This is a genomic window from Methylotenera versatilis 7, from assembly GCF_000799165.1.
Classification (GTDB): Bacteria; Pseudomonadota; Gammaproteobacteria; order Burkholderiales; family Methylophilaceae; genus Methylotenera_A; species Methylotenera_A versatilis_A.
Map to the genome: position 1 here is coordinate 298,465 of NZ_JUGF01000001.1, position 25,024 is coordinate 323,488.

Annotated in this window: 23 protein-coding genes and 1 tRNA gene; 16 read left to right on the plus strand and 8 right to left on the minus strand. The window is 43.0% G+C overall.

From position 1 onward, the window contains the following. The first annotated feature begins 90 nt into the window (after positions 1–90). Entirely contained in the window at positions 91–345 is a 255-nt protein-coding gene (locus tag K370_RS01235) for a hypothetical protein (protein WP_052185123.1), read from the plus strand. Between the two features lie 132 nt (positions 346–477). Here K370_RS01235 and K370_RS01240 read toward each other — a convergent pair whose 3' ends face one another. From K370_RS01240 to K370_RS01255, 4 genes are all read right to left on the minus strand, one after another. After that, a complete protein-coding gene (locus K370_RS01240) occupies positions 478–3,636 on the minus strand; it encodes an efflux RND transporter permease subunit (protein ID WP_047537233.1) in 3,159 nt (1,052 codons plus the stop codon). Between the two features lie 84 nt (positions 3,637–3,720). Beyond that, positions 3,721–4,815, minus strand: a complete 1,095-nt coding sequence (locus tag K370_RS01245) for an efflux RND transporter periplasmic adaptor subunit (RefSeq protein WP_047537236.1) — start codon at positions 4,813–4,815, stop codon at positions 3,721–3,723. Continuing rightward, a complete protein-coding gene (locus K370_RS01250; protein ID WP_047537239.1) occupies positions 4,812–6,323 on the minus strand; it encodes a TolC family protein in 1,512 nt (503 codons plus the stop codon). Before K370_RS01250 ends, K370_RS01245 begins: the two co-directional genes overlap by 4 nt. Positions 6,324–6,387: 64 nt before the next feature. Beyond that, entirely contained in the window at positions 6,388–6,636 is a 249-nt protein-coding gene (locus K370_RS01255) for a hypothetical protein (RefSeq protein WP_047537242.1), read from the minus strand. 190 nt (positions 6,637–6,826) lie between these two features. Between K370_RS01255 and K370_RS01260 the strand changes: the two genes are divergently transcribed. From K370_RS01260 to K370_RS01325, 15 genes are all read left to right on the plus strand, one after another. Continuing rightward, positions 6,827–6,911, plus strand: a tRNA-Leu gene (locus tag K370_RS01260). 149 nt (positions 6,912–7,060) lie between these two features. Continuing rightward, positions 7,061–8,212: an alanine racemase gene (gene alr / locus K370_RS01265; protein ID WP_047537245.1), complete on the plus strand. Its 1,152-nt coding sequence runs from the start codon at positions 7,061–7,063 to the stop codon at positions 8,210–8,212. 112 nt (positions 8,213–8,324) lie between these two features. Continuing rightward, complete coding sequence (locus tag K370_RS01270) at positions 8,325–8,699, plus strand: RidA family protein (protein ID WP_047537249.1); 375 nt, start codon at positions 8,325–8,327, stop codon at positions 8,697–8,699. Between the two features lie 354 nt (positions 8,700–9,053). Further along, positions 9,054–11,612 (plus strand): DNA gyrase subunit A, encoded by a 2,559-nt coding sequence (gene gyrA, locus K370_RS01275; protein ID WP_047537252.1) that lies wholly within the window; start codon positions 9,054–9,056, stop codon positions 11,610–11,612. A 20-nt stretch (positions 11,613–11,632) separates the two neighbouring features. After that, positions 11,633–12,706: a 3-phosphoserine/phosphohydroxythreonine transaminase gene (serC, locus tag K370_RS01280; RefSeq protein WP_047537254.1), complete on the plus strand. Its 1,074-nt coding sequence runs from the start codon at positions 11,633–11,635 to the stop codon at positions 12,704–12,706. A gap of 15 nt (positions 12,707–12,721) precedes the next feature. Beyond that, a complete protein-coding gene (pheA, locus tag K370_RS01285; protein ID WP_047537257.1) occupies positions 12,722–13,804 on the plus strand; it encodes a prephenate dehydratase in 1,083 nt (360 codons plus the stop codon). 30 nt (positions 13,805–13,834) lie between these two features. Continuing rightward, positions 13,835–14,953 (plus strand): histidinol-phosphate transaminase, encoded by a 1,119-nt coding sequence (gene hisC, locus K370_RS01290; RefSeq protein WP_047537260.1) that lies wholly within the window; start codon positions 13,835–13,837, stop codon positions 14,951–14,953. Next, complete coding sequence (gene aroG / locus K370_RS01295) at positions 14,946–16,046, plus strand: 3-deoxy-7-phosphoheptulonate synthase AroG (RefSeq protein WP_047537263.1); 1,101 nt, start codon at positions 14,946–14,948, stop codon at positions 16,044–16,046. Before hisC ends, aroG begins: the two co-directional genes overlap by 8 nt. A gap of 168 nt (positions 16,047–16,214) precedes the next feature. Continuing rightward, positions 16,215–16,286 (plus strand): pyrroloquinoline quinone precursor peptide PqqA, encoded by a 72-nt coding sequence (gene pqqA, locus K370_RS11965; RefSeq protein ID WP_012777389.1) that lies wholly within the window; start codon positions 16,215–16,217, stop codon positions 16,284–16,286. Positions 16,287–16,423: 137 nt separating this feature from the next. Then, positions 16,424–17,356, plus strand: a complete 933-nt coding sequence (gene pqqB / locus K370_RS01300) for a pyrroloquinoline quinone biosynthesis protein PqqB (protein WP_047537266.1) — start codon at positions 16,424–16,426, stop codon at positions 17,354–17,356. 11 nt (positions 17,357–17,367) lie between these two features. Beyond that, positions 17,368–18,120: a pyrroloquinoline-quinone synthase PqqC gene (gene pqqC / locus K370_RS01305; protein WP_047537269.1), complete on the plus strand. Its 753-nt coding sequence runs from the start codon at positions 17,368–17,370 to the stop codon at positions 18,118–18,120. 4 nt (positions 18,121–18,124) lie between these two features. Then, positions 18,125–18,406: a pyrroloquinoline quinone biosynthesis peptide chaperone PqqD gene (pqqD, locus tag K370_RS01310; RefSeq protein WP_047537272.1), complete on the plus strand. Its 282-nt coding sequence runs from the start codon at positions 18,125–18,127 to the stop codon at positions 18,404–18,406. A 92-nt stretch (positions 18,407–18,498) separates the two neighbouring features. Further along, positions 18,499–19,728 carry a pyrroloquinoline quinone biosynthesis protein PqqE gene (pqqE, locus tag K370_RS01315; RefSeq protein WP_047537275.1) on the plus strand — a complete coding sequence of 410 codons (1,230 nt, stop codon included), beginning with the start codon at positions 18,499–18,501 and terminating at the stop codon, positions 19,726–19,728. Between the two features lie 200 nt (positions 19,729–19,928). After that, complete coding sequence (locus K370_RS01320) at positions 19,929–21,116, plus strand: multidrug effflux MFS transporter (RefSeq protein ID WP_047537278.1); 1,188 nt, start codon at positions 19,929–19,931, stop codon at positions 21,114–21,116. A 132-nt stretch (positions 21,117–21,248) separates the two neighbouring features. After that, a complete protein-coding gene (locus K370_RS01325; RefSeq protein ID WP_047537280.1) occupies positions 21,249–21,656 on the plus strand; it encodes a DoxX family protein in 408 nt (135 codons plus the stop codon). Between the two features lie 39 nt (positions 21,657–21,695). Here K370_RS01325 and K370_RS01330 read toward each other — a convergent pair whose 3' ends face one another. The 4 genes from K370_RS01330 to cysD form a co-directional block, all read right to left on the minus strand. Further along, positions 21,696–22,226, minus strand: coding sequence for a M48 family metallopeptidase (locus tag K370_RS01330; RefSeq protein WP_047537283.1), 531 nt, complete (start codon positions 22,224–22,226; stop codon positions 21,696–21,698). A gap of 136 nt (positions 22,227–22,362) precedes the next feature. Further along, the gene (gene fdxA / locus K370_RS01335) at positions 22,363–22,692 is read right to left on the minus strand and encodes a ferredoxin FdxA (protein ID WP_047537286.1); all 330 of its coding nucleotides are present in this window, start codon (positions 22,690–22,692) and stop codon (positions 22,363–22,365) included. 61 nt (positions 22,693–22,753) lie between these two features. After that, positions 22,754–24,052: a sulfate adenylyltransferase subunit CysN gene (gene cysN, locus K370_RS01340; RefSeq protein ID WP_047537288.1), complete on the minus strand. Its 1,299-nt coding sequence runs from the start codon at positions 24,050–24,052 to the stop codon at positions 22,754–22,756. Then, complete coding sequence (gene cysD / locus K370_RS01345; protein ID WP_047537292.1) at positions 24,052–24,987, minus strand: sulfate adenylyltransferase subunit CysD; 936 nt, start codon at positions 24,985–24,987, stop codon at positions 24,052–24,054. The genes cysN and cysD overlap by 1 nt, the downstream gene beginning before the upstream one ends. Positions 24,988–25,024: the final 37 nt, after the last annotated feature.

Genomic DNA, 25,024 nt, shown 5'->3' on the forward strand with positions numbered 1-25,024 from the left:
GCTATATGGAGTTTTCGCTTAAAGGCTCTGAATGACGAGAAATAGGAGTAAATGGTTAAGCAATAAACAACTTCAATTAAGACTGAATAAATGAATCACTTAAATATGTTAATAAAAAATATAAAAACATCAAAAGATTTAAACCCATCAGAGCCTGCTGACCTTGCCACTATTGTGCGTGAGGTAAAGCAGCATGGGTTTTATTCGGCTTATTGTGCTAATTTAATTCAGGGTATTGATGACCATAAGGTGCTAATGGCTGAAATTAGAAAAATGGCTACTCGTGCCAATTTGCAGGTGACGTTTAATGCAGAGGAAAGTATCTGTATTTTTGAGGCTTATTGATATTAGCCAGATGTATTGAATATCTGTATTAACCAGTTGAATACATTAACGATTGCCAATATATTGTGTGCAGATATTCAATATTTATAACCTAAATTTATAATCTAGGCACTATTTCTAGCTTAAGCTTGGCTATTCAAATCTCTTGTTTTCAAGCCGTCTTTCAAAGCGCCCGAAATGCAGCATAATCGCTGGCAGAATCAGTAAATTCAATATTGTAGAGGTTATTAAGCCGCCGACAATAATGGTTGCCATTGGGCCTTCAATTTCACGTCCTGGTTGACCGCTGCCTATAGCCAAAGGCAATAAACCCAGCGCGGTCACTAATGCTGTCATGAGTACAGATGGCAAACGTTCGGATGCGCCGCGGATGCAGGTTTCTAAGTTCCATATGCAATTTTCTTCGTCTACCAAATGTTGGAAATGCGAAACCATCATAATGCTGTTGCGCAGGGTAATGCCGAACAAGGTGACAAATCCTACTAGTGAGCCTAGTGATATCCAACCGCCGGTAAACAGGGCGGCCAGTATGCCACCGATTAAAGCGAAAGGCAGGTTAACAAAGGTGAGTAGTAAATTCCGTAGGCGACCAAACGCGATATACAGCATTAGAAATATCGCCATGCCTGCAAGTAGTGAGTGCACAATTAAATCTTCACGGGATTTGGCGTTGGCTTCTGCTTCACCTGTAAATTCTAAATAATTGCCCGTGTTCAAGTTAATATCATTTTTAATGTGTTTTTTTAACTCATCGGTAAAGCTTTCAACATCGCGTCCTTCTACATTAGCCGTAACCGTTTGAATACGTTTTGCGCCTGCATGTAAAATTTTGGAGCGCCCGTTTTCCTGACTGATAAAGGCAATATCTTTTAAGTGTAATAATTTGCCATCTGGATTAAATAATGGAATATTACTAATATCGCCGATATCATCGCGCGCCTCTTCTTCCAGCACTACGCTTAAACCGACCACGCGACTGCCAAGATAAATCTGCCCGATTGGCACGCTTTCGTAGGCGGTGCGAATCATTTCCAGCACTTCTACAGGCTGTAAGCCCCAACGTGATAGCGCATCCGGGCGCAGCCTGATAACGGCTTGTGGCGTGCCAGGTGGCGATTGCACCATCACACCTTCGGCTCCTTTGATGCTGGAAACGGCACTGGCTATTTTTTGTGCATCGCGGTCTAGCGCGTCTAAATCGTTACCATAAATATTGATGACAACGGATGCGGCATAACCTGAAATGGTTTCTTCGATGCGTTCGGTTAAAAAGGTGTTAATGGCAAAGTTAACGCCTACAAAGCCAATTTCGGCTTTGCCATCGTTGTCTTCATCAGTCGCGTCGCCTGCCAGTTCTTCACGAATATCCGCCAGAATGCGGTCTTGTTCTTCACCGGATAAGGTGCCGATTTCAATTTCAAATTCGCTGTAATGTGTGCCAAAAGTGTCAGCACCATTTTGCGCACGGCCAACCCATTGCGTCACAGATTTAACGCCTGGAATCTCACCGATCACCTTGGCAACCTGTTTGCCTAATCTTAATGATTCCGTTTCTGAGGTGCCGGGCACAGCCGTCATGTGCATAATAAAATGGCCTTCATGCAATGCCGGGATAAATTGATTTTTAAACAGAGGCAAAATGCCTAAACCTAATGCAATCAATATAAAACTAAGCGCGAGGATGATTTTGTATTGCTTTTCTATTTTGAGCAGCAGTTTGACGTAACTGCGCTTGATGGTTTTAATCAGGGGAGGGTCTTCAGCAGACAATTCGGCATTGCCGAGCATGAGGTAGCATAGGGCGGGTGTTAATGTTAATGCGACTACTAGCGACGCCATAATGGCGGCGATATATGCATAGCCGAGTGGTGCAAATAGCTTGCCAGCCACGCCACCTAAAGTGAGCAGAGGTACAAACACCAGCGCTACAATCACAGTGGCATAAACGACAGAACTGCGTACTTCCATCGATGCGTGATAAACGACTTTTGCTATCGGTTGCGGGTTTGGTAATAGGCGGTTTTCACGTAAGCGCCTGAAAATATTTTCAGTATCAATAATCGCATCATCTACAACCTCACCCAGCGCAATTGCCAAGCCGCCCAATACCATAATATTTAAACCAATATTAAAATAATGCAATACCACAATGGCGCTGAGTAATGATAACGGGATGGCGGTGGCTGATATAAAAGCCGTACGTACATTAAACAAAAACAAAAACAAAACCGTGATGACTAAAACTGAGCCAATTAAAATATCGGTACGCACCCCTTGAATGGCAGTTTCAATAAAGTTGGCAGGGCGAAACAGACCTTCATGCAAGATTACTTTTTCTGCTGCTAATGTTGGTTTGAGCTCTTGCAACGCGGCTTCAATGGCTAAAGTTACCGCGTGCGTATTGGCGCCTAGTTGACCTTGCACCGATAGATAAACGCCTGTTTCCTGATTAATCGCTGCTGCGCTGATAGAAGGCGCAGCACCTTCCACTACACGGCCAATATCGCCTATATGAATGGTGTGGCCATTTTTGTGTAGCAAGGTTGCTTTTGCTAAGGTGGCGGCTGTGGTCGCTTGGCCTTCCGTATTCACAATCAGGCGTTGATTGCTGTTTTGGATGTAACCAGCACCGCTGACACCTGTCGCTTTTTGTGTGGCTAGCAATACATCATTGATATTGATTCGATATTGCACCAGTTTTGCCGGATCAATCTGTACCTGAAATTGCCGTACTTCACCACCAAAAACGTTGACATCAGCCACGCCTGGAATTGCCAGTAGATGCGGTGTAATGGTCCAATCGACAATGGTACGTAATTCCATCAAGCTGCGTTTTTCAGAAGTAACGCCAAAGCCTAAAACCGTGCTGGCCGATGAAGTGAGCGGGGTGATATTCGGTGTGATGCCCTTGGGGAGCTGGTTGGTCAGTGTGCTTAAGCGTTCCGCAACAACTTGCCGATGTTGATAAATCATACCAGCACCTGTGCCGGCATCTTCATCAAAGATAACCGTGACAATAGATAAACCTGGAATGGACTGCGAACGCATCTCCTTCACACCGACTGTGCCAGCAATGCTGGTTTCTATCGGCTGGGTGACTAAGCTTTCTACTAATTCTGCCGATAAGCCGGGAGACTCAGTTTGAATGATGATTTGTGTAGGCGAAAACTCAGGGAAAACATCCAGATTAGCCCGGTTTAAGCTGTATAAGCCATAAAAAACCATCAGGCTGGCAAGCCCGATAATGACGCCATAAAAGCGGATGGAAAAACGGACTAAAGCCGACATCATGGCAAGCTAATCTTTATTTTAGTGAGAAAATAACACGGATTCTTCGTATCGGTTTTCACTTGAATTTGGTTTGATATTGGCATATCAATCCTCATTTTCATTTTTGATTAGATATTTGAATTCTTCAGATAGCAGCAACTGTGCGCCGCTCACCACGATTTCAGTGCCTGGCTTTATACCTTGATTAAACCAGCCGGCATCAATTTCAGTGTCAGTCGAAATCGGTTTGCGTACAAATAAGCTGGATTTATCCAGATTATTATTTTGCGTGAGTGGCGCTTGTTTAAAATAAGCCCAAGACTTGCCTGCATACCAAACAACGGCATTACTGGGTATGACTACGCCATTACTGATATTGTCAGCATCAGGTTCCACTTCCACATTGACACGCATGCCTATGCGCAATGAATCAGCCGGTGCGCTGTAATAAAAAGTATTACCAAAACCGATGCTGTCGCTAGTTGACGCGGGTGATATATAGCTTGCTTTAATTGGAGCAGATGATTCAGTTAATGGCGTGATGTTAACCATTGCGCCTTGTACTGGCGGGAGTGTATTGAGTGGCAAGCTAACTTGTATTAATACATTGTTTTTATTAATTAAATTGGCCAGTTGCGGTGATAGTTTCTCGCTAGAGGCTATTTGTGCCAGCGTGTTTCCCCAACGTAATTTCAAATTGGTTTGTAAGTTTTTAAGCTGTAATTCAATTGCGGCTATATTTGCTTTATCGGCATCCACTGCTGCTGCCGCTTCTTGCAGCGCTAGGTCAGATACATTTTTATCATCTGCATTTAGTATCTTAAGGCGTTGATACTGCTGATCTTTTTGCAGCATTTCAACATGCGCTAATTTGAGATTGGATTGTAAGTTTAAATAGCTTGCTTTGCCTTCAAGTAATTGGTCGATAGCAACCACGTTGCCAAAACTTTTAATTTCACCATGAAACGATGTGCTGGCTATTTTGGCTGTTTTAATGCCGCTATTCAGTTGTGTGGCTAATGGCAGCGTAACGGTATTAATACCTTCTTCCGTTGAAACGCGGCTTGGGCCTTCAATTTCCTCTTCTTGTTCCTGAAATGTTGCAAACTCATCTTTGGCGTAGTAAATAACCGTCCAAAATAATAAAACAATTAATAAGGCTTGCAGGCCAATAATAATGGTGAGTTGTTTCTTATTCATTTTTTCGCCCTAATTTGAGTGTTAAGTATGGCGTTGGTTGGTACATCGTAAATCGGCCGTTGCATTAAATCTTCGATTACAACCAATGTTCTTAAGCAACTAAACTTTAGGCTTAATAATTGCTGTTCGGCCGATAAATAAGATAATGATTGCTGCGTTACCGTCAAACGATCCGTTAATCCGACATCTAATTGTTTTTGTACCTGACGCTGTTGCTGCGCCTGATTGTCAACCTGCGACTGTGTTTGCTGGATATTCTGCAATGCTGTGGTCAATTGCGCATATGCCAAATTTAAATCGCTAATAATTTTGGTTTGCAGTACTTCAAATTGCGCACCTTCCACTTCACGCAATTGTGTCGCTTCCGCGATTAGCGTTTGATTTTTATTCAGTAAATTGAGCAAGCTGGAAAATCCCAGCGACCAAATTCTATCGCCAAATTCAAACATATAACCTGGTGTTAAAGTAATATCGGGTGTTTGTTTAGCAACTTCTAATTTAATTTTTGCTTCTGCTGCGGCATATTTAGCTAAGCTACGGCGAATATCCAGGCGATTTAACAGGGCATTTTGTTGCAATGTTTTAAATTGGTTTTGCTCATTTGAATTTGGCTGGTTTAAATTTTCTTGATTTAATAACTCGGATTGTTGCGTTAATACTCCGTCAACATCCATCGGTTTGATCGGCATCGCATTCAGTTTCTCAATACTTAAGCCAGTATCCGCAGCTAAAGCAGCGCGAATCTCGATAAGTTGCATTGGCAATGTATTTGCCATAATTTGTGTTTTTTGCTGCATTAACTTGGCATTATTGAGTGTTGAGCTATCAATCAAACCCAAAGTGAAACGTTTTTCAAGCATATTAACAATGCCATTATGCGCAGTTAACTCACGACTTAACTGCTGCTGTAGGGCAATATTTTCATGATAAGCGATTAAGTCTTTGGCAATTTGGCTACGCAATTGCCAGGCGATTTCTGCCACATCCAACTCCGCCGCGTCACGAAGATGCTGTGCATTTTCTACACGTATTGTACGTTTATTGGCAGTTTCAACAGAGATATCGACAGTTAAGCCATATGCCCAAGGGCTGATATCTTCATTGGCTTGATTGCTGCGATCCAGACTACCGCCTAAAGTGGGATTTTGACGTTGATTTGCCGTATCAATGGCTGTATCTGCAAGTGCTAATTGCGCTTTAGCGACATCCAGCTTGGGGTTGAAATACAATGCAGTAAGCGTTAGCTCATTTAAACCCCAAAACTGAAAAGGTAAGTCTGCAGCGGAATAACCTTGCTTGATTAAATAAGCGTTGAATGCTGTATTTGAAATATCTTTATTGGAAATTTTAGCGTTAACCACTTGTGGATCAAGTGGTTTTGCAACATATTTTTCTGTGGCACAACTGCTGATTAACCCACAAAAAATGCTCAAACTACAAATGGTTAATGCAATATTGGTGGCTTGTTTTTTTTGTGGGGATATCATCGCAATGTCAAAATTAAGCATTAGGCTAAGCGGCTAATCATGCGTTTATTGTTAATACTTATAACATCAATATTGTGGATTCAGCCTAAGCATCAATCGTTGCATGTACTGCGCCAAGCGCATCTTGCAGCGTTTCTTCAGAGAGTTTATTAATCGTTGTTGCCAATAAATCTGCTGCTTCAACGGTGCGGATAGGTAAATCATGCGTTTTTAATTCGGCAATTAAACCAGTGGCTGCCCCAGCAATAATTAATAGTGACTCACGTTCTTTCATGAGTAGTTCTAATTCCGAACGTAACATATTATTTTCGGCAGATTGTTGTGTGTTTTGCATAAATCATTCTCTCTTTTAAATTCACTTCTATCTTGCAATTTGTCATACTTACTTGTCAACCGACTTAAAATTCAGCACAAAAATTATTTGTGCTGCGATAGTGACTTTCTCTTATCAAATCGGTTGATATTCATATATAATACGCATCTTCGTTGTTTAGGGATACTTAAACAACGAATCGGAATCACCTGCGAGAGTGGCGGAATTGGTAGACGCACTGGATTTAGGTTCCAGCGCCGTGAGGCGTGAGAGTTCGAGTCTCTCCTTTCGCACCATTAGTTTAAAGCGATATGGTTTTAAACCATAAGCTTCAGTCAGTAATACTTCAATTTTTATTTGAATAGTTGTTAATGTCGTTGTATGCCGTGTTAAAAATACAATACTATTCAGTAAATCTTCATTTAAAAATCTTTAAATTCACTTTATGTCTCGCCCAGCTATTGCACATATTCGCTTAGATGCATTTAGGCACAATTATCGTGTCGCTAAACAAATGCATACTGGCTCTGCCTTGGCCGTTATCAAGGCTAATGCTTATGGTCACGGTGCCTTGCAGTGCGCTAAAGCGGTTGCGAATGAAGCTGACGGTTTTGCGGTAGCGTGCTTGGAAGAGGCCTTGCAACTGCGCCAAGCGGGTATAAAAAATCCAATTTTGTTGCTTGAAGGTTTTTTTGAGGCGATAGAATTACCAGAAATTGTGGCCAACGATTTGTGGATTGTGGTGCATGCCGAATGGCAACTGAATATATTGCTGGAATCTAAGCTCGCAAAGCCGCTTCATGTCTGGCTTAAATTAGATACTGGCATGCATAGAGTTGGTTTTTCGCCAAGTGATTATGTAAGTGCTTTTGCACGACTAAATCAGCATAAAAATGTTGCAAAAATCGTCCATATGAGCCATTTCGCCAATGCCGATTACTTAAGTTCCGGACACACAAAACAGCAAGTCGCCGTTTTTCAGCAGACTATTAATCAATTGCCCCGTAGTCAATTAACTGATGCAGATAATCATTCGCTTGAGGCTAGTTTGGCAAACTCTGCTGCTATTCTGGGTTGGCCGCAAGCGCAGGCTAATTGGTCGCGTCCAGGTATCATGCTATACGGCGCGCATCCATTAGATGCACATTTGCAAAATCAAGCGGAGCCAAAATTATATTTTAAAGAGCAACAAATGTTACTGCCAGTCATGCAGTTAACATCTAAAATCATCTCAATACGCACAATCAACAAGGGCGAATCGATTGGCTATGGCAGTATTTTTACGGCTGAACGTGATACCAGAGTTGGTGTTGTGGCTTGCGGTTATGCGGATGGTTATCCACGACTGGCGACGGGTGAAAACAAAATATCCGCACCAGTGGCTGTAGATGGCAAGCTTACACAGTTGATTGGTCGCGTATCGATGGATATGTTATTTGTCGATTTGACGGACTTGCCAACAGCCGCGATTGGAAGCCAGGTAGAGTTATGGGGCGATCAAATATCGGCTAATGCAGTCGCCAAAGCGGCTGGGACAATTGCTTACGAGTTGTTCTGTAATGTTAAACGAGTACAATTTTGTTACTCAGGTGGTTAATTAAGATTATTAAACAATTTTTACTCAATAATTAATCGTAAAGTAGCTATTTATAAATGCTTATTTATTTAAGTGGCATTATTCAGCAATATTATTTATTAAAAGGTTTTATATGCACATTATTCAAACACAGAATGCTCCAGCCGCAATCGGCCCTTATTCGCAAGCCATGGTAATTGGCGACTTGTTATTTACATCAGGTCAAATTCCGCTACGTGCTGATGGCACGTTAAATAATGGCGACATTGCCGTGCAAACAACACAAGTGTTAGCCAATTTAAAAGCAGTGATTGAAGCAGCAGGCGCAAATCTATCCAAAGTTGTTAAAACAACAGTTTTTCTAAAGAATCTGGATGATTTTGTCCCAATGAATAATGTTTATGCTGAAGTATTTGCTGACCACAAACCTGCAAGGTCAACGGTACAAGTGGCCAAATTGCCGCGCGATGTATTGATAGAAATTGAGGCAATTGTTTCACTGGTTTAATCTATCTATGCAGACCAATATTTAGTTGCTCAGAACAGTTGCCTTCAATATAGGTCGCCTTTTGGTGGCCTTTCAATTTTCTATATCAAAGGGTTTGGCGGACGTCAGTTACGTTGTGCCCATGGTTATCGATATATTCAAACAGCACAATGGTTTTTAAGTTGTGCTAACAGCGCTCAGTCAGCCAAGTTGTCAGATAAATTTATGTTACAGGGTTTTGATGCATTCCCCATCAATTTAGTGTGGTGAATAAGACTGTAATAACGCTTCTTAATCGTGTTAAAATCGAAAAGTTAAAAATTAAAAAGCAGCCATAAAACGGCAACCATAAAAGCTTATTTCACGGAAAATCTAATGGATCAATTCGCTAAAGAAACCCTACCAATCAGCCTAGAAGATGAGATGCGCCGTTCATACCTGGATTACGCAATGAGCGTAATTGTAGGACGTGCATTACCTGATGTACGTGATGGTTTAAAACCGGTGCATCGCCGCGTTTTATTTGCGATGCATGAACTTAGCAACGACTATAACAAGCCGTATAAAAAATCAGCCCGTATCGTGGGCGATGTGATTGGTAAGTACCATCCACACGGCGATACTGCGGTATACGACACGATTGTTCGTATGGCGCAGGATTTTAGTTTGCGTTATATGCTGGTTGATGGTCAGGGTAACTTCGGTTCTGTGGATGGCGATAATGCGGCGGCGATGCGCTATACGGAAATCCGTATGGCGAAAATCGCGCACGAGCTGTTAGCGGATATTGACAAAGAAACCGTGGACTTTGGTCCTAACTATGATGGTAGCGAGCACGAGCCACTGATTATGCCGGCGCGCATTCCTAATCTGCTGATTAACGGCAGCTCTGGTATTGCTGTGGGTATGGCGACCAACATTCCGCCACATAACATCAATGAAGTGTTGGATGCCTGTTTTGCGTTACTTAAAGATCCTGAGACTGGTGTTGAAGAGTTGATTGAACTGGTTCCGGCGCCAGATTTTCCAACCGCAGGTATTATTTACGGTACGGTGGGTGTTAAAGAAGGCTATCGCACAGGCCGTGGCCGTGTGGTGATGCGTGGTCGCACCCACGTAGAAGATATGGATAAAAGTGGTGGTCGTCAGATGTTGATCGTCGACGAATTGCCGTACCAGGTAAACAAGAAAACCTTTGTTGAGAAAATCGCTGAATTAGTTAACGAGAAAAAAATCGAAGGTATTTCTGACTTGCGCGATGAGTCCGATAAATCGGGTATGCGCGTGGTGATTGAGCTGAAACGTGGTGAGATTGCAGAAGTCGTACTGAATAATCTGTATAAACAAACGCAATTGCAAGATACGTTCGGCATGAACATGGTGGCTTTGTTGGATGGTCAGCCGCGTTTACTTAACTTGAAACAAATGCTGGAGGCGTTTTTACGCCATCGTCGCGAAGTAGTGACGCGTCGTACCGTGTTTGAGCTGAAAAAAGCGCGCGCACGTGGTCATGTGTTAGAAGGTTTGGCTGTTGCATTGGCAAATGTGGATGAGATGATTGCGCTAATTAAAGCTGCACCAACGCCACCGGAAGCTAAAGTAGGTTTAATGGCGCGTGTATGGCAATCGCCAGTAGTTGAAGAAATGTTGAAACGCGCCGCGATGGAAGCATCGCGCCCAGAAGGTTTAAGTGTCGATTTTGGCTTAACGCCGAATGGCTATCGATTAAGTGACGTGCAAGCGCAAGAGATATTGCAAATGCGCCTGCAACGCTTAACTGGTTTAGAGCAAGACAAAATCGTCATTGAATACAAAGAGGTGATGGAAATTATTGCCGACTTATTAGATATTCTGGCGAACGCCTCACGCGTGACGGCGATTATTACCGATGAGTTAACCGAAATTCGCAAGCAGTTTGGTGATAAACGTCGTAGTGAAATCGTGGCAAATGCACAAGATTTATCGTTAGAAGATTTGATTACACCGCAAGATGTAGTGGTCACGCTATCACATACCGGTTATGTGAAATCGCAGCCGCTGGATGAATATCGCGCGCAACGTCGTGGTGGCCGTGGTAAACAGGCTGCGCCGACTAAAGAAGATGACTTCATCGACAAGATGTTTGTGGCGAATACGCATGATTACATTCTGTGCTTCTCAAGCCGTGGTCGCGTATATTGGTTGAAAGTATACGAAGTGCCGCAAGGCAGCCGCATTGGCCGTGGCAAACCAATTGTGAACCTATTCCCACTTGAAGAGGGTGAGAAAATCAACGCGATTTTGGCGGTAAAAGAGTTTGATGAAAATCACTTTATTTTCATGACAACCGCACGTGGTACCGTAAAGAAAACAGCATTAAGCGAATTCGCGAATCCACGTAAATCCGGCATTATCGCCATTAACCTGGATGATGATGACTACTTGATCGGTGCAGAAGTCACCAACGGCAAAAACGATATCGTGCTGGTATCTAACGGCGGTAAAGCGGTGTGGTTCAGTGAGGATGATGTACGTCCAATGGGCCGTGCAACACGCGGTGTACGCGGCATGAAGTTGGCGGCTAAACAACAGGTACTGTCATTGTTAATTGCTGATAACGATCAGCAAACAGTGTTGGTTGCCACTGAAAATGGTTATGGAAAACGCACAGTGCTGGCTGATTTCCGTCATTCTGGACGTGGCACACAAGGCGTTAAGGCGATTGCAGTGAGTGAGCGTAACGGTTTAGTTGTCGCCGCAAAACTGGTGAATGAAGATGATGAAATCATGCTGATTACCACAGGTGGCGTGCTGATCCGTACCCGTGTGAAAGAAATTCGCGAACTAGGCCGTGCAACACAAGGTGTGACGCTGATTAACTTGGGTGAAGGTGAGAAATTATCTGGACTTGAGAAAATTGTTGAAACAGATGAAGAGTTGCCAGCTGCAGAATAATAATTTTATTTAAGAATAATATGAAGCAAATTTATAACTTTTCTGCAGGCCCTGCAGTACTGCCAAAACCTGTGTTGGAACGTGCTCAAGCCGAAATGCTGGATTGGCATGGTAGTGGCATGAGTGTGATGGAAATGTCACATCGAGGCAAAGAGTTCACCAGCATTTTAGAAAAAACAGAAGCAGATTTACGCACGTTATTAAGTATTCCAAATAATTATAAAGTGCTATTTTTGCAGGGCGGCGCGATTGCTGAAAATGCCATCATACCGCTGAATTTGCTGGCTGGTAAAAGTGCGGATTATGTCGTTACCGGCGCATGGAGCAAGCGCAGTGTGGAAGATGCGCGCGCATTCGGCACCATTAATATTGCTGCGAGCAGCGAAGCGGATGGTTTCACGCGTGTGCCTGATTTTTCAAGCTGGCAATTGAATAAAGACGCAGCTTACGTGCATATCTGCACCAATGAAACCATTCACGGCGTTGAGTTCGATGGCATTCCAAATACAAGTGGTGTGCCGATTGTGGCAGATATGTCTTCACACATTTTGTCACGACCGATTGATGTGAGTCAGTACGGTGTGATATACGGTGGTGCGCAAAAGAACATTGGCCCAGCCGGTTTATGTATTGTGATTGTAAGAGAAGATTTATTGGATAAAGCGAACCCATTAACACCAGCGGTATTTAATTGGAAAACGCAGGCTGAAAATCACAGCATGATTAATACGCCGCCTACTTACGGCATCTATATTGCAGGTTTGGTATTTGAGTGGTTATTGGCGCAGGGCGGAGTGGCTGCGATTGAGCAGAAAAATATTGCTAAAGCCAAACTTTTTTATGATTATGTAGATAATAGTGATTTTTATAGCAACAACATCGCACTGAATAATCGCTCACGCATGAATATTCCGTTCCGATTGCAGGATGAAAAACGCAATGATGCTTTTTTAAAAGGGGCTGAAGCGCAAGGTTTGCTGCAATTAAAAGGTCACCGGATTGTTGGTGGCATGCGTGCCAGCATGTATAACGCTATGCCAATTGAAGGTGTGCGGGCATTGATTGAGTATATGAAGCAGTTTGAACGTGCATAAAAAAGTACATTAAACATGAGCGAGCAGTTAAAACAACACAGAGACCAGATTGATGCCATTGATGAGCAAATTTTAAAGCTTGTTAATGAACGGGCATCATTAGCGCACGCTATCGGCGGCTTAAAAGATGACGGTGTCATTTACCGACCAGAGCGTGAAGCGCAGATTTTACGCCGTTTGCAAGCTAACAATAAAGGCCCATTATCCAGTGAAGCAGTCAGCCATATTTTTCGCGGTGTGATGTCGAATTGTCGTGCCTTAGAAAAGGAGCTTTCAATCGCGTTTTTGGGGCCGCTTGGTACGTATAGTGAAGAGGCTGCATTAAAGCAGTTTGGTTTAGGGCGCAGTGCGGTAGTATGTGCGAGCATTGACGAGGTATTTCGTACGCTAGAGGCAGAACAGGCCGACTACGGTGTAGTACCTGTGGAGAATTCAACCGAAGGTGCAATTGGCTTAACGCTGGACTTACTATTAGCCAGCCCACTTAAAATCTGTGGCGAAATCACCTTGCCAATACACCATTGCTTACTCTCAAAACAGACCGATATTAGCCAGATCTCACATGTATTTTCGCATAGCCAATCATTGTCACAATGTCATGAATGGCTGAACAAGACATTGCCACGCGCGCAACGCGAGCCTGTTACCAGCAATGCATTTGCTGCGCAGATGATTCATAACCTGGTTTCAAGTGATAATACTTTTGCCGCTGCAATTGCCAGCAAGCGTGCTGCAGAGCTATTCAATTTAAATATTTTAGCCGAAAATATTGAAGATGACCCTAAAAATACTACGCGCTTTTTAGTGTTGGGCCGGCATGAAGTTGCGCCTTCAGGAAGCGATAAAACCTCTGTTGTCATGACCACACAAAATAAACCAGGTGCGATGCTGGAGTTGCTGGAGCCACTTTCCCGGCATGGCGTCAGCATGACAAAATTCGAGTCACGCCCATCCAAACAGGGTTTATGGGATTATGTCTTTTACGTGGATGTTGAAGGTCATCAAACAGACGCGAAAGTGAAAGCTGCTTTGCAGGATTGCAAAACACGTGCGTCTTTCCTCAAGGTGCTGGGCTCTTATCCAACAGCCGTCGTTTAAGTCAAATTTAGAAATTGTAAGGTTTTCTGTATGCAATCATCCGATGTCAATTTAGCTGAATTAGCACCCGAATATGTACGCGCTATTGCGCCGTATCAAGGCGGAAAACCGATTAGCGAGCTTGCACGCGAGATGGGTTTGAATGAAGTGGATATCGTTAAGCTTGCTTCAAATGAAAATCCTTTAGGCATTAGTCCAAAAGCGCAAATGGCGATTGAAGACGCTATCGGGGATATTGCGCGTTATCCGGATGGTAATAGTTTTGCTTTGCGCGATGTCGTGAGCAAAAAATTCAATGTCGCGCCTAACCAGATTGTGTTTGGCAACGGCTCAAACGATATTTTAGAGTTATCGGCGCGTGCTTTTTTGCGTGCAGGCGATGAGGCCATCTATTCGCAGCATGCTTTTGCTGTTTATCCATTGGTAACGCTGGCGGTTGGCGCTACTGGAGTGGTGATCCCCGCTAAAAATTATGCACATGATTTAGATGCGTTTGTTAAAGCGATTACGCCAAAAACACGCTTGATTTTTATTGCGAATCCGAATAATCCAACCGGTACTTTAATTGCTAAAAATGCGCTAAAAGCATTTTTAAAACAAGTGCCTAATCATGTTCTGGTCGTGTTGGATGAAGCGTATGATGAGTATTTATCTGCTGACAATAAATCTGAAGCAATTGAATGGTTAAGTGAGTTTAACAATTTGGTTATTTCACGCACTTTTTCAAAAGCTTATGGTCTGGCTGGCTTGCGTATCGGCTTTGGTTTGATGCATGCCAGCGTTGCCGATATGCTGAACCGTGTGCGCCAGCCATTTAATGTGAATAGTATTGCACAGGTGGCGGCTATTGCTTCACTTGAGGATGAGGATTTTGTCGCACGCAGTTATGCATTAAATCAGGCGGGAATGCTGCAATTGACACAAGGTTTTCATCAACTAGGTTTAGAATATATTCCATCGCATGCCAATTTTATTAGTTTTAAAATTAAAAATGCTGCAGCAGTTAACCAACAATTGCTTAAAAATGGTGTCATCGTGCGACCAGTCGCCAATTACGAAATGCCCGATTACTTACGTGTGAGCATTGGATTGTTCAGCGAAAACGCAAGATTTTTAGAAGTATTAAAACAGATTGTCAAAAATGACTGAGCAAGAAAAACTAGCATACGAAAAACTGGCAACAGATGATGTTCGTATTAAAGAAATCAATACGCTGATTACACCATCAGCCTTACTGGCGCGTTTTAAAGAAAACGCCGAATCTACACACAAAATACTGCAAACGCGTACAGCTATTCATCGCATACTGCATGAAGCCGATGACCGCTTGCTGGTTGTCGTAGGACCATGCTCTATCCATGATGTGAAAGCTGGTATGGAGTATGCGCACCGTTTGTTAGAAATACGTAAAACTCTGGCTGCAGACTTGTTGATTGTGATGCGCGTGTATTTTGAGAAGCCACGCACTACAGTGGGCTGGAAAGGTTTGATTAACGATCCGCATTTAGATGGCAGTTATCAGATTAATGAAGGTTTGGAAATTGCGCGTAAATTTTTGCTGGATGTGAATGAAATCGGCATGCCTGCTGGCGCAGAATTTTTGGACACGATTACGCCGCAATACACGGCTGATTTAGTGAGCTGGGGCGCAATTGGCGCACGTACCACCGAATCGCAAGTGCATCGTGAATTGGCATCAGGCTTATCTTGCCCAATCGGTTTTAAAAACGGCACAGATGGCAGTGTACGCGTGGCGACTGATGCCATTAAAACGGCATCCAGCCCACATCATTTTTTATCCGTCACCAAAGAAGGCCAGTCCGCTATTATTTCGACAACGGGCAATGAAGATTGCCATGTGATTTTGCGTGGTGGAAAAACGCCAAATTATGATGCAAAAAGTGTTGATGCGGCGTGCAAGCAACTGGTTGAAGCCGGACTTGAGCCAAGACTGATGATTGATTGCAGTCATGCCAATAGCAGTAAGCAATACAGCAAACAAACAGAAGTAGCGCAGGATGTGGCGAATCAAGTCGGTGCAGGAGATGCACGCATTATCGGTTTGATGATTGAGTCGCACTTGGTAGAAGGCCGCCAGGATCACACACCGGGTTGTGATTTAGTATATGGGCAATCGATTACCGATGGTTGCATTAGCTGGGAAGATACGATCGATGTTTTAGAGGTTTTAGCGGCAGCCGTGCGTAAACGCCGCCATCAAAGGTTAAGTGAGGAAATTTAGCGCTGTTTTGAAGTGGTGATATTAGTCATATAGGCATCATGAATTTACTTAGTGTTTATTCGGTATCTTTGCGGTGTTGATAGAACTAAATAGCGCGCAGAATTCGTTTCACGTTGTAGCAATAATGAAATGACAACGAACTTAATAACTACTTAAAGGAAAATTATCATGTGGACAACACCAGCAGCTACAGAAATGCGTTTTGGCTTTGAAGTAACAATGTACGTAATGAATAAATAATTAGTGTTTTTTGCTAATTAGTGAAAAAAGGCTGCCGCAAGACAGCCTTTTTTTATAGAAACGCTTGTTCTATAAAAAAGTAAAAGTAAATGTAACAAGAGTAAAATTTATAGCTTATTCATTCGGTAAAGAATCTCATGCATATTCACGTTTTAGGTGCCGCAGCGGGCGGTGGTTTTCCACAATGGAACTGTAATTGTTTCAATTGTGATGGCTTAAGAAAAAAAACAATCAAAGCAACCAAGCGTACGCAGTCTTCCATCTGCGTGAGTGGTGATGGTGTTAATTGGGTTTTATTCAATGCATCACCCGATGTATTACAACAAATTCAGGATTTCGCACCGTTACAACCGGGCCGCAATATCAGGGATTCAGGCATTCAGGCAATCATCTTGATTGATGCGCAAATTGATCATACGACAGGTTTATTCATGCTGCGCGAAGGGCAGGTTAAACGTGAAATATACTGTACTGATATGGTGTATGAAGATTTAACCAGCGGTAATCAAGTGCTGAATATTCTAGGCCACTACTGTGGCATTAACCGTCACGATGTGCCGATTGACGGGAAACAAAGCTTCACTATTCCAAATGTACCCAATTTAAAATTTACAGCCGTTGCATTGAAAAGCGCTGCACCGCCATATTCGCCACATCGTAATGACCCGCACCCTGGCGATACCATCGGCGTATTGATAGAAGAAATCAGCACCGGTAAAAAATGCTGGTATTCACCTGGATTAGGTGAGATTGAGCCACATTTACCAGAATTGATGAGTCAGGCCGATTGCATCATGGTGGATGGTACGTTTTGGACCAATACGGAAATGATTGATATGGGTTTGATGACCAAAACGGCGCGTAGTATTGGTCATAACCCTCAATCGGGTGAAGGAGGCATGATTGAAAAACTAGATGAGTTTGGCCTAAAAGATGGTAAGGAAGTACGTAAGGTATTGATTCATATTAACAATACTAATCCTATTCTGCGTGAAGACTCTGCGGAACGCGCGATACTGAATCAACATAAAATTGAAGTGGCGTATGACGGCATGGATATTATTCTTTAAGTGAGACGAGAATGACTGAACAATTAAAACCTTGGACTAGAGCAGAATTCGAAGAAAAGCTACGTGAAAAAGGTCGTGGCTATCATATCTATCATCCTTTTCACGTAATGATGTATGAAGGTAAATTAAGCAAAGAGCAATTGCAATGTTGGGTGGCAAACCGTTTTTATTATCAAATCGCCATTCCAATGAAAGACGCAGCGATTCTTTCTAACTGCCCAGACAAAGAAGTTCGTAAAGAGTGGATTGTGCGCATTACAGACCATGATGGAGTCGGTGACCAAGTTGGCGGTATTGAAGCGTGGATTCAATTGGGTGAAGCAGTTGGCTTAACGCGCGAGCAAGTCACTTCACTTGAAATGGTGAGTCCAGGTGTGCGATTTTCCGTAGATGCTTATATCAATTTTGCTAAACAACGTAGTTGGCAAGAGTCAGTCTGTTCAAGCTTAACCGAGTTATTTGCACCACATATCCATCAGCAACGCATTAGTTCATGGCCGACGATGTATCCGTGGATTAAAGAAGAAGGTTTGAGCTACTTTAAAAAACGCCTGACTGAAGCGCGTCGTGATGTAGAGCAGGGTTTGAGTGTCACTTTAGATTATTTTAGCGAAACGCGTGAAAAGCAATTGCAAGCGCTGGATATTTTGCAATTTAAACTCAATGTACTGTGGGTGATTGCTGATTCTATTATGTTGGCGTCAACCGATATTAAGGTAGAGGGGCGTGATTATTTGCGTCAACCAGTGATTAACTTTGAGTAGATAAATGGAAAATAATATACAAAATTCAGACGTTTTCGCAATTGCGTTGCACCATCGTTTCCAGTGGGAAGAGGCACAGCAAAGCTATGTGATACTTTTTCCGGAAGGCATGGTCAAACTAAATGGTGGTGCAGGTGAGGTCATTAAGCGAGTGGATGGTAAAGCGAGCGTCAGTGAGATTGTGGCAGATTTGAAACGTACTTTTCCCGATGTGGAAAATATTGAAAAAGACATTATTGGCATGTTTGAGATGGCATATGGCAAAGCTTGGATTCGTAAACTGTAGGAGATAAGTGGTACGAAATTGGAAATTTCAGGTGTTTAAAACGGTTAAGTTGTGCTGGTAACGCAATAAGCCCAACAGCAAGGAGTAGCAAAATGACACAGACATCGTTAGGTGAGTCAGTAGTTCAGAAGGAGATACACTCTCAAGCGCAAAACAATGGCGTTGCGGCGAATATCACGCATACTCAGCCGCTGTGGTTACTGGCTGAGGTGACCTATCGCTGTCCATTACATTGTGCCTTTTGCTATAACCCGACAGATTACGACAAACACACGCAAAATGAGCTGACGACTGAGCAGTGGATTCAGGCCTTACGCGATGCGCGCAAAATGGGCGCGATTCAGCTGGGTATTTCGGGCGGCGAGCCGTTATTGCGTGACGATATTGAAGATATTGTCATTGAAGCCAAAAAGCTGGGCTATTACAGCAATCTCATTACTTCAGGCGTCGGCTTAACTGAAAAACGTATTCAAGCGTTTAAAGATGGTGGTCTGGATCACATCCAGCTTTCCATGCACGATATTACCGAAGAGATTAATAATTTCATCACCAACACACGTACATTTGAGTTGAAGAAAAAAGTCGCTGCCATGATTAAAAATCACGGCTATCCAATGGTGTTAAACGTGGTGATTCACCGCTATAACATTGGGCATATCAAAGAAATTCTTGAAATGGCCGAGGCACTAGGTGCCGATTATGTTGAGTTGGCCAATACACAATATTATGGTTGGTCGTTGGTTAACCGTAGCCAGTTAATGCCGCTTAAAGAGCAAATTGACGAAGCGGAAAGAATCACCAACGAATTCCGCGAAAAAGTCGGCAATAAAATGAAAATATTTTTTGTGGTGCCCGATTATTTTGGCAATCGCCCAAAAAAATGTATGAACGGCTGGGGCGAAGTGTTTATGATTGTGACAGCTAATGGCGATGTTTTGCCTTGCCATTCTGCACGCGTGTTGCCCAATATGCAGTTCCCGAATGTGCGGGAGAATGGGCTTGAGTACGCTTGGAAAGAAAGTCCTGCATTTAACAAATACCGTGGCACGGCCTGGATGAAAGGGCCTTGTGTCACTTGTCCCGAAAAAATGAATGATTTAGGCGGCTGTCGCTGTCAAGCATTTTTGCTTACCGGCGATGCAGAAAGCGCCGACCCGGTTTGTTCATTGTCGCCCAATCATCATTTAATTGAAAAAGCGATTGAGGATTCTAAAAATCCTGTATTGGCATCACAACCGATTATTTTTAGAACGGACAAAAATTCTAAAAAATACGTTGCTGGTGATAAAGAGCGGGTAGAGGAGTTTCACGCACTGCCTTAACAATTAGCTGATAAAATTCAGTTTCTATTGTTTTTAAGGCATTCAGTATGGCTAACTGCTGACCTATTACTTTCGTTTTGGCTTCCACCAATCGCGCCGCGTTAATCGTAATAATTAACGCATGATAGATACCATTTATCAGGCCGATGCTGGAATTGCACGTATTATCACCAATCAATAACTTAACGATTTAACTTCTATTGAAACCACATTCAATTTTTTTAGTGTATGTACTGGCAAGCCTTGCCGCGCTTGCGCCTTTTGCTATTGACACCTATTTGCCCGCGTTTCATACGATGGGTGCATATCTACAAACGTCTGACTTACATATCCAGCAAAGCTTAACGGTTTATTTGTTGCCATATGCCTTAATGACGCTGTGGCATGGGGCGATTTCTGATGCGATTGGGCGCATTACCACCATAAAATGGGGTTTGAGCATTTTTGTACTGGCTTCGATCGGCTGTGCATTTGCACCAAACGTAGAAACATTATGGTTTTTTAGAGCATTGCAAGGTGCAAGTGGCGGGGCGGGTAATACAGTCGCACGCGCCATGGTGCGCGATTTGTTTGAAGGCGCCGCAGCGCAAAGAGTCATGGCGACTGTGCAAATGTTATTTGGCATTGCACCTGCTGTTGCGCCGATTATTGGCGGCTTGTTATTAGGTTTAAGTTGGCAAAGTATTTTTATATTTTTAGCAATTTATGCCGCATTAACTTTATGGGCAGCGGTTACTTTTTTGCCAGAAACCATGCCGCCAGAAAAGCGCATTCATTTATCGGCAAGGAATGTGTTGGCAAGTTATAAAACCATTTTTAGCGATGCTGAGTTTGCTAAATTAGGCATTGCTATAGGTGCCTGCTTTTCAGCTTTTTTTGTCTACGTGCTCGCTAGCCCTGTATTTTTGGGCAAACATTTAGGCTTAACGCCGCAACAATACGCTTATTTATTTATTCCGACTGTTTGCGGCATGATGGTTGGCTCTTATCTTGCCAAATATGTGGCGGGGAAATACAGCGCTAAGAAAGTACTTAATGTCGCTTTTTCTTGGATGCTGCTGGTTGTGAGTGCCAATATCCTTGTTTGTGTTTTTCTGCCATTAAATCCAGTGAACAATATCTTACCCGTGGCATTGTTTAACGTAGGAATGGCCCTGGTGATGCCGATATTGTCGCTGGCTGCGCTGGATCGCCACCCCAGGATTCGCGGCACTGCTGCATCTGGGCAGGCATTTATTCAAATGTTGCTATCCACTGTATCGGCTGGCTTGATTGTGCCTTTGGTATGGGGAAGCGCGCTGGGTTTGGCGCTAGCGATGATGGCTTATTTGATTATTGCGCTTTTGGTGATTCGCCAGACACAATCATGGAAAAGCCTTAAGGTTTAATTGACTGCCGTTAAGTCAATTATCAAACCACATTTTTGGTTTATCAAGCAGGATTAAATCCTAGACGCACGACAACTGAATCAGTTAGTATGTTGTTAGCTCATCTGATTAACAACACAAAGGAAAACTCAAATGTTAAATTCACAATCTTGCGCAAAATGGACACCTTATGTTTTAGGTTTATTACGCATCATCACTGGCTTTCTGTTTCTGCAGCACGGCACTTCTAAGCTGCTAGGCGTGCCGTATAACGCCATGTTTGATGGTTTGCAGTTGATGTCACTGATGGGTTTGGCGGGTATTCTTGAACTAGTAGGCGGTACATTGATATTGGTTGGCCTGTTTACGCGTCCAGTCGCTTTTATTCTTTCTGGTCAAATGGCAGTTGCCTATTTCATGGCACATGCGCCTGGTGGTTTTTTACCGATTACTAATCATGGCGAATTGGCAGTGATGTTTAGCTTTGTATTTTTATATTTTGTTTTTGCCGGCGCAGGAAAATTCAGTTTAGATAGCGTTTGGTGTAAAAAATCTGCTTAAAGCAAATCACTCACACAAATAATCACACCTTGTTTTACCTTATGGCGCCAGCGGTTTAGGCGCCACTGTTTTAATTATTAGCTCATTTTTCCAAAGCAAGTAAACCCGGCAGTCGAACTCCAGTTGATGGTAATCAGGTTCCATATGCTGGCATAGCTGGTAAAAGGCTTTGTCATGATTACGTTCTTTAAGATGTGCCAGTTCATGCACAACAATCATACGTAGGAAATCGGCAGGCGCTGCTTTAAAAAATGAAGAGATTTTAATTTCTTTCTTCGCTTTTAATTTTCCGCCTTGCACCCGTGAAATCGCAGTATTCAGTCCTAGCGCATGATGCTCTATACCCAGTCTGTTGTCGTAATGCACTTTGTCCAACAAGGGAGCTGTGCGTAAGAATGCTTGTTTAATCTCGTTCGCGTATTGATAAAGCGCTTTGTCTGTTTGTATTGTGTGTGATTGGGGATAACGTGTCGAGATGTACTCTTCAAGCAAGCCCTGTGTTTGTAATTGCCGAATTTTATCTTGCAGTGCAAGCGGGTAGTGTTGTAAATATTTAAGTACTGGTGTCATCAGGTGTAATTTAAAATCACTTTTATTCCATTGTAATTACTGCAGGATAATTATCTCGCGGTCAAAACAAAAGGAGGCATCTGCCTCCTTTGAGTTGTCACATGGCTTTTAAATTCAGCATTTAAAAATCAAAGAGTTAAGCCTCTTCAATTAAAAGTTTACGCTTGCCTGTCACACCATTCATAGCTTCCGCATCTGGAAGCGCTTCTTTCCGGCTGGTAATCGTTGGCCATAATTCAGCCAAACGCGCATTCAAGGCAATATACTCTTGCTGATCTGCGGGCACGTCATCTTCTGCAAAAATAGCTTCGGCAGGGCACTCAGCCACACATAAGGTGCAATCAATACATTCATCAGGATTAATCGCTAAAAAGTTAGGACCTTCTACAAAACAATCCACTGGGCATACATCAACACAATCGGTGAATTTGCACTGGATACAATTTTCGGTGACTACGTAAGTCATTTCTATTCCTTCAACTAAATCTTATTAAAATAATCTTATAAATTCTAATCGTTTTTATTTTTTATACAATCATGCCTGCGCCAACAGTGTTGTTGGTGCTTTCATCAATCACAATAAACGCGCCTGTTGCGCGATTGTTATTGTAGCTATCAACCATTAACGGTTGAGCGAGCTTAAATTGAATACGTGCAATATCGTTCATTTTGAGATCGCTTGTAGGCTGCTGTTCAAGTGTATTCACATCTACTTTATAGGAAATTGTCCCAACTTTTGCCTTAGATTCGCGCGTGGTGTGACGAATAATATAGGTTCTAGCTGGCGACAATGGTGTTTCAGATAGCCAGCAAACAGTCGCCTCTATTTGTTTGACAGGTTGTATTGCGCTACTTGATTTAACAATCATATCACCACGGGATGTGTCGATTTCGTCGGCTAATAATAACGTCACAGATTGCTCAGTTTGTGCCTCTTGTAATTGTACATCGCCCAATTGAATGGCTTTTATGGTTGATTGATAGCCATTTGGCAATACGGTGACAGCATCGCCCACTGCAATATTGCCACTTTCAATGCGACCCATAAAGCCTCTGAAATCGTGCAAGTCAGCATCGGCACTTGCATGCGGGCGACACACGAATTGCACAGGAAAGCGGAATTCTTCATCAGCATCTATGTGTGCTGCAGGTGCAGATTCTAATATTTCTAACAGTGTTTCATTGGTATACCAAGGCATATTATCCAAACGATCCACCAACATATCGCCATTCAATGCAGACATCGGAATAAAGCGAATCTCTCTGGATTGCGCGAAACCGATTTCTTTTGCAAATGCCAAGTAATCTGCACAAATTTTGTCATAAACCGCTTGGTCATAATTCACCAAATCCATTTTATTCACAGCAACCACGATGTGTTGGATGCCAACCAAATGCGCTAAATAACTATGTCGGCGTGTTTGTGTCAGCACGCCACGACGGGCATCAATCAGGATAATCGCCAAATTGGCAGTAGAGGCTGCGGTCACCATGTTGCGCGTGTATTGTTCATGGCCAGGTGCGTCGGCAATAATATATTTGCGTGTGCCTGTGCTGAAATAGCGGTAGGCTACGTCAATGGTAATGCCTTGCTCGCGTTCGGCTTGCAGGCCATCCGTTAGCAATGACAAATCAACTGCTTCCATGCCTCGTTTTTTAGATGTGTTGGAAATTTGCGTTAGCGTATCGGCCAAAATCGTTTTGGTATCAAATAGCAAGCGGCCGATAAGCGTGCTTTTGCCGTCATCCACGCTACCGCAAGTCATAAAGCGCAAAAGGCTATCGTTATGATTATTGGCGTTAAGTGTTGTATTGGTGCTGCTCATTAAAAATAACCTTCTTTTTTGCGTTGTTCCATACTTGCATCGGATGTCTGGTCGTCCAAGCGCGTTGCGCCACGTTCTGTAATTGTTGTTGTTGCTGTTTCCACAACGATTTTGCTTACCGAGTCAGCATCACTAATGACTGGTGCGGTACAGGTAATATCGCCCACTGTTCTAAAACGCACTTGCATGTTGATGATTTCTTCACCATTCTTGGGTTGATTGATTACCTCACCGTTTGCTAATGGCACGTTGGCGGGGAATATAGCACCGCCACGCATAAATACGTCTCGTTGATGCGCAAAGTAGATGCTCGGTAACGCTAAGTTTTCACGTTCGATATATTGCCAAACATCCATTTCTGTCCAATTTGAGATGGGAAAAGCGCGGATATTTTCACCTTTGTGTGAACGGGCGTTATACAGATTCCATAATTCTGGGCGTTGATTTTTGGGATCCCACTGACCAAACTCATCGCGGAAACTCATGATGCGCTCTTTTGCACGGGCTTTTTCTTCATCACGCCGCGCACCGCCAATGCAACAATCAAAACCAAACTCTTCAATCGCTTCAAGCAGTGTGACAGATTGATGTTTATTGCGTGGTTCATCAGGATTTTTTAATACGATTGTGCCGCGTTTCATCGAGTCTTCCAGTGAGCGAACAATTAGACGCTCGCCCAATTCCGCCGCACGTTGGTCTCTAAAATCAATGACTTCTTGATAGTTATGTCCAGTATCAATATGCAAAAGTGGAAATGGAAAACGACCTGGGCGAAATGCTTTTTCGGCTAAACGTAAAATGCATAGTGAGTCTTTGCCGCCTGAAAATAGTAATACAGGATTGCTGCATTGGCCTGCCACTTCACGCAAAATATGAATGGCTTCAGCTTCAAGCCAATCCAGATGTGATAATGGTTTATGTGTATTATTTAACATATTCAATCATTTAAAGTTAGTATTTAAAGTGGAGTAT

Excerpts from the sequence above, each read along its gene's own strand:
- pqqB (WP_047537266.1), top strand. The coding sequence starts at position 16,424 with ATGCATATTCACGTTTTAGGTGCCGCAGCGGGCGGTGGTTTTCCACAA.
- K370_RS01235 (WP_052185123.1), top strand. The coding sequence starts at position 91 with ATGAATCACTTAAATATGTTAATAAAAAATATAAAAACATCAAAAGAT.
- K370_RS01255 (WP_047537242.1), bottom strand. The coding sequence starts at position 6,636 with ATGCAAAACACACAACAATCTGCCGAAAATAATATGTTACGTTCGGAA.
- pqqD (WP_047537272.1), top strand. The coding sequence starts at position 18,125 with ATGGAAAATAATATACAAAATTCAGACGTTTTCGCAATTGCGTTGCAC.
- alr (WP_047537245.1), top strand. The coding sequence starts at position 7,061 with ATGTCTCGCCCAGCTATTGCACATATTCGCTTAGATGCATTTAGGCAC.
- hisC (WP_047537260.1), top strand. The coding sequence starts at position 13,835 with ATGCAATCATCCGATGTCAATTTAGCTGAATTAGCACCCGAATATGTA.
- gyrA (WP_047537252.1), top strand. The coding sequence starts at position 9,054 with ATGGATCAATTCGCTAAAGAAACCCTACCAATCAGCCTAGAAGATGAG.
- K370_RS01330 (WP_047537283.1), bottom strand. The coding sequence starts at position 22,226 with ATGACACCAGTACTTAAATATTTACAACACTACCCGCTTGCACTGCAA.
- K370_RS01240 (WP_047537233.1), bottom strand. The coding sequence starts at position 3,636 with ATGATGTCGGCTTTAGTCCGTTTTTCCATCCGCTTTTATGGCGTCATT.
- K370_RS01270 (WP_047537249.1), top strand. The coding sequence starts at position 8,325 with ATGCACATTATTCAAACACAGAATGCTCCAGCCGCAATCGGCCCTTAT.
- K370_RS01245 (WP_047537236.1), bottom strand. The coding sequence starts at position 4,815 with ATGAATAAGAAACAACTCACCATTATTATTGGCCTGCAAGCCTTATTA.
- K370_RS01250 (WP_047537239.1), bottom strand. The coding sequence starts at position 6,323 with ATGCTTAATTTTGACATTGCGATGATATCCCCACAAAAAAAACAAGCC.
- pqqE (WP_047537275.1), top strand. The coding sequence starts at position 18,499 with ATGACACAGACATCGTTAGGTGAGTCAGTAGTTCAGAAGGAGATACAC.
- pheA (WP_047537257.1), top strand. The coding sequence starts at position 12,722 with ATGAGCGAGCAGTTAAAACAACACAGAGACCAGATTGATGCCATTGAT.
- aroG (WP_047537263.1), top strand. The coding sequence starts at position 14,946 with ATGACTGAGCAAGAAAAACTAGCATACGAAAAACTGGCAACAGATGAT.
- pqqC (WP_047537269.1), top strand. The coding sequence starts at position 17,368 with ATGACTGAACAATTAAAACCTTGGACTAGAGCAGAATTCGAAGAAAAG.
- fdxA (WP_047537286.1), bottom strand. The coding sequence starts at position 22,692 with ATGACTTACGTAGTCACCGAAAATTGTATCCAGTGCAAATTCACCGAT.
- cysD (WP_047537292.1), bottom strand. The coding sequence starts at position 24,987 with ATGTTAAATAATACACATAAACCATTATCACATCTGGATTGGCTTGAA.
- K370_RS01325 (WP_047537280.1), top strand. The coding sequence starts at position 21,249 with ATGTTAAATTCACAATCTTGCGCAAAATGGACACCTTATGTTTTAGGT.
- cysN (WP_047537288.1), bottom strand. The coding sequence starts at position 24,052 with ATGAGCAGCACCAATACAACACTTAACGCCAATAATCATAACGATAGC.
- serC (WP_047537254.1), top strand. The coding sequence starts at position 11,633 with ATGAAGCAAATTTATAACTTTTCTGCAGGCCCTGCAGTACTGCCAAAA.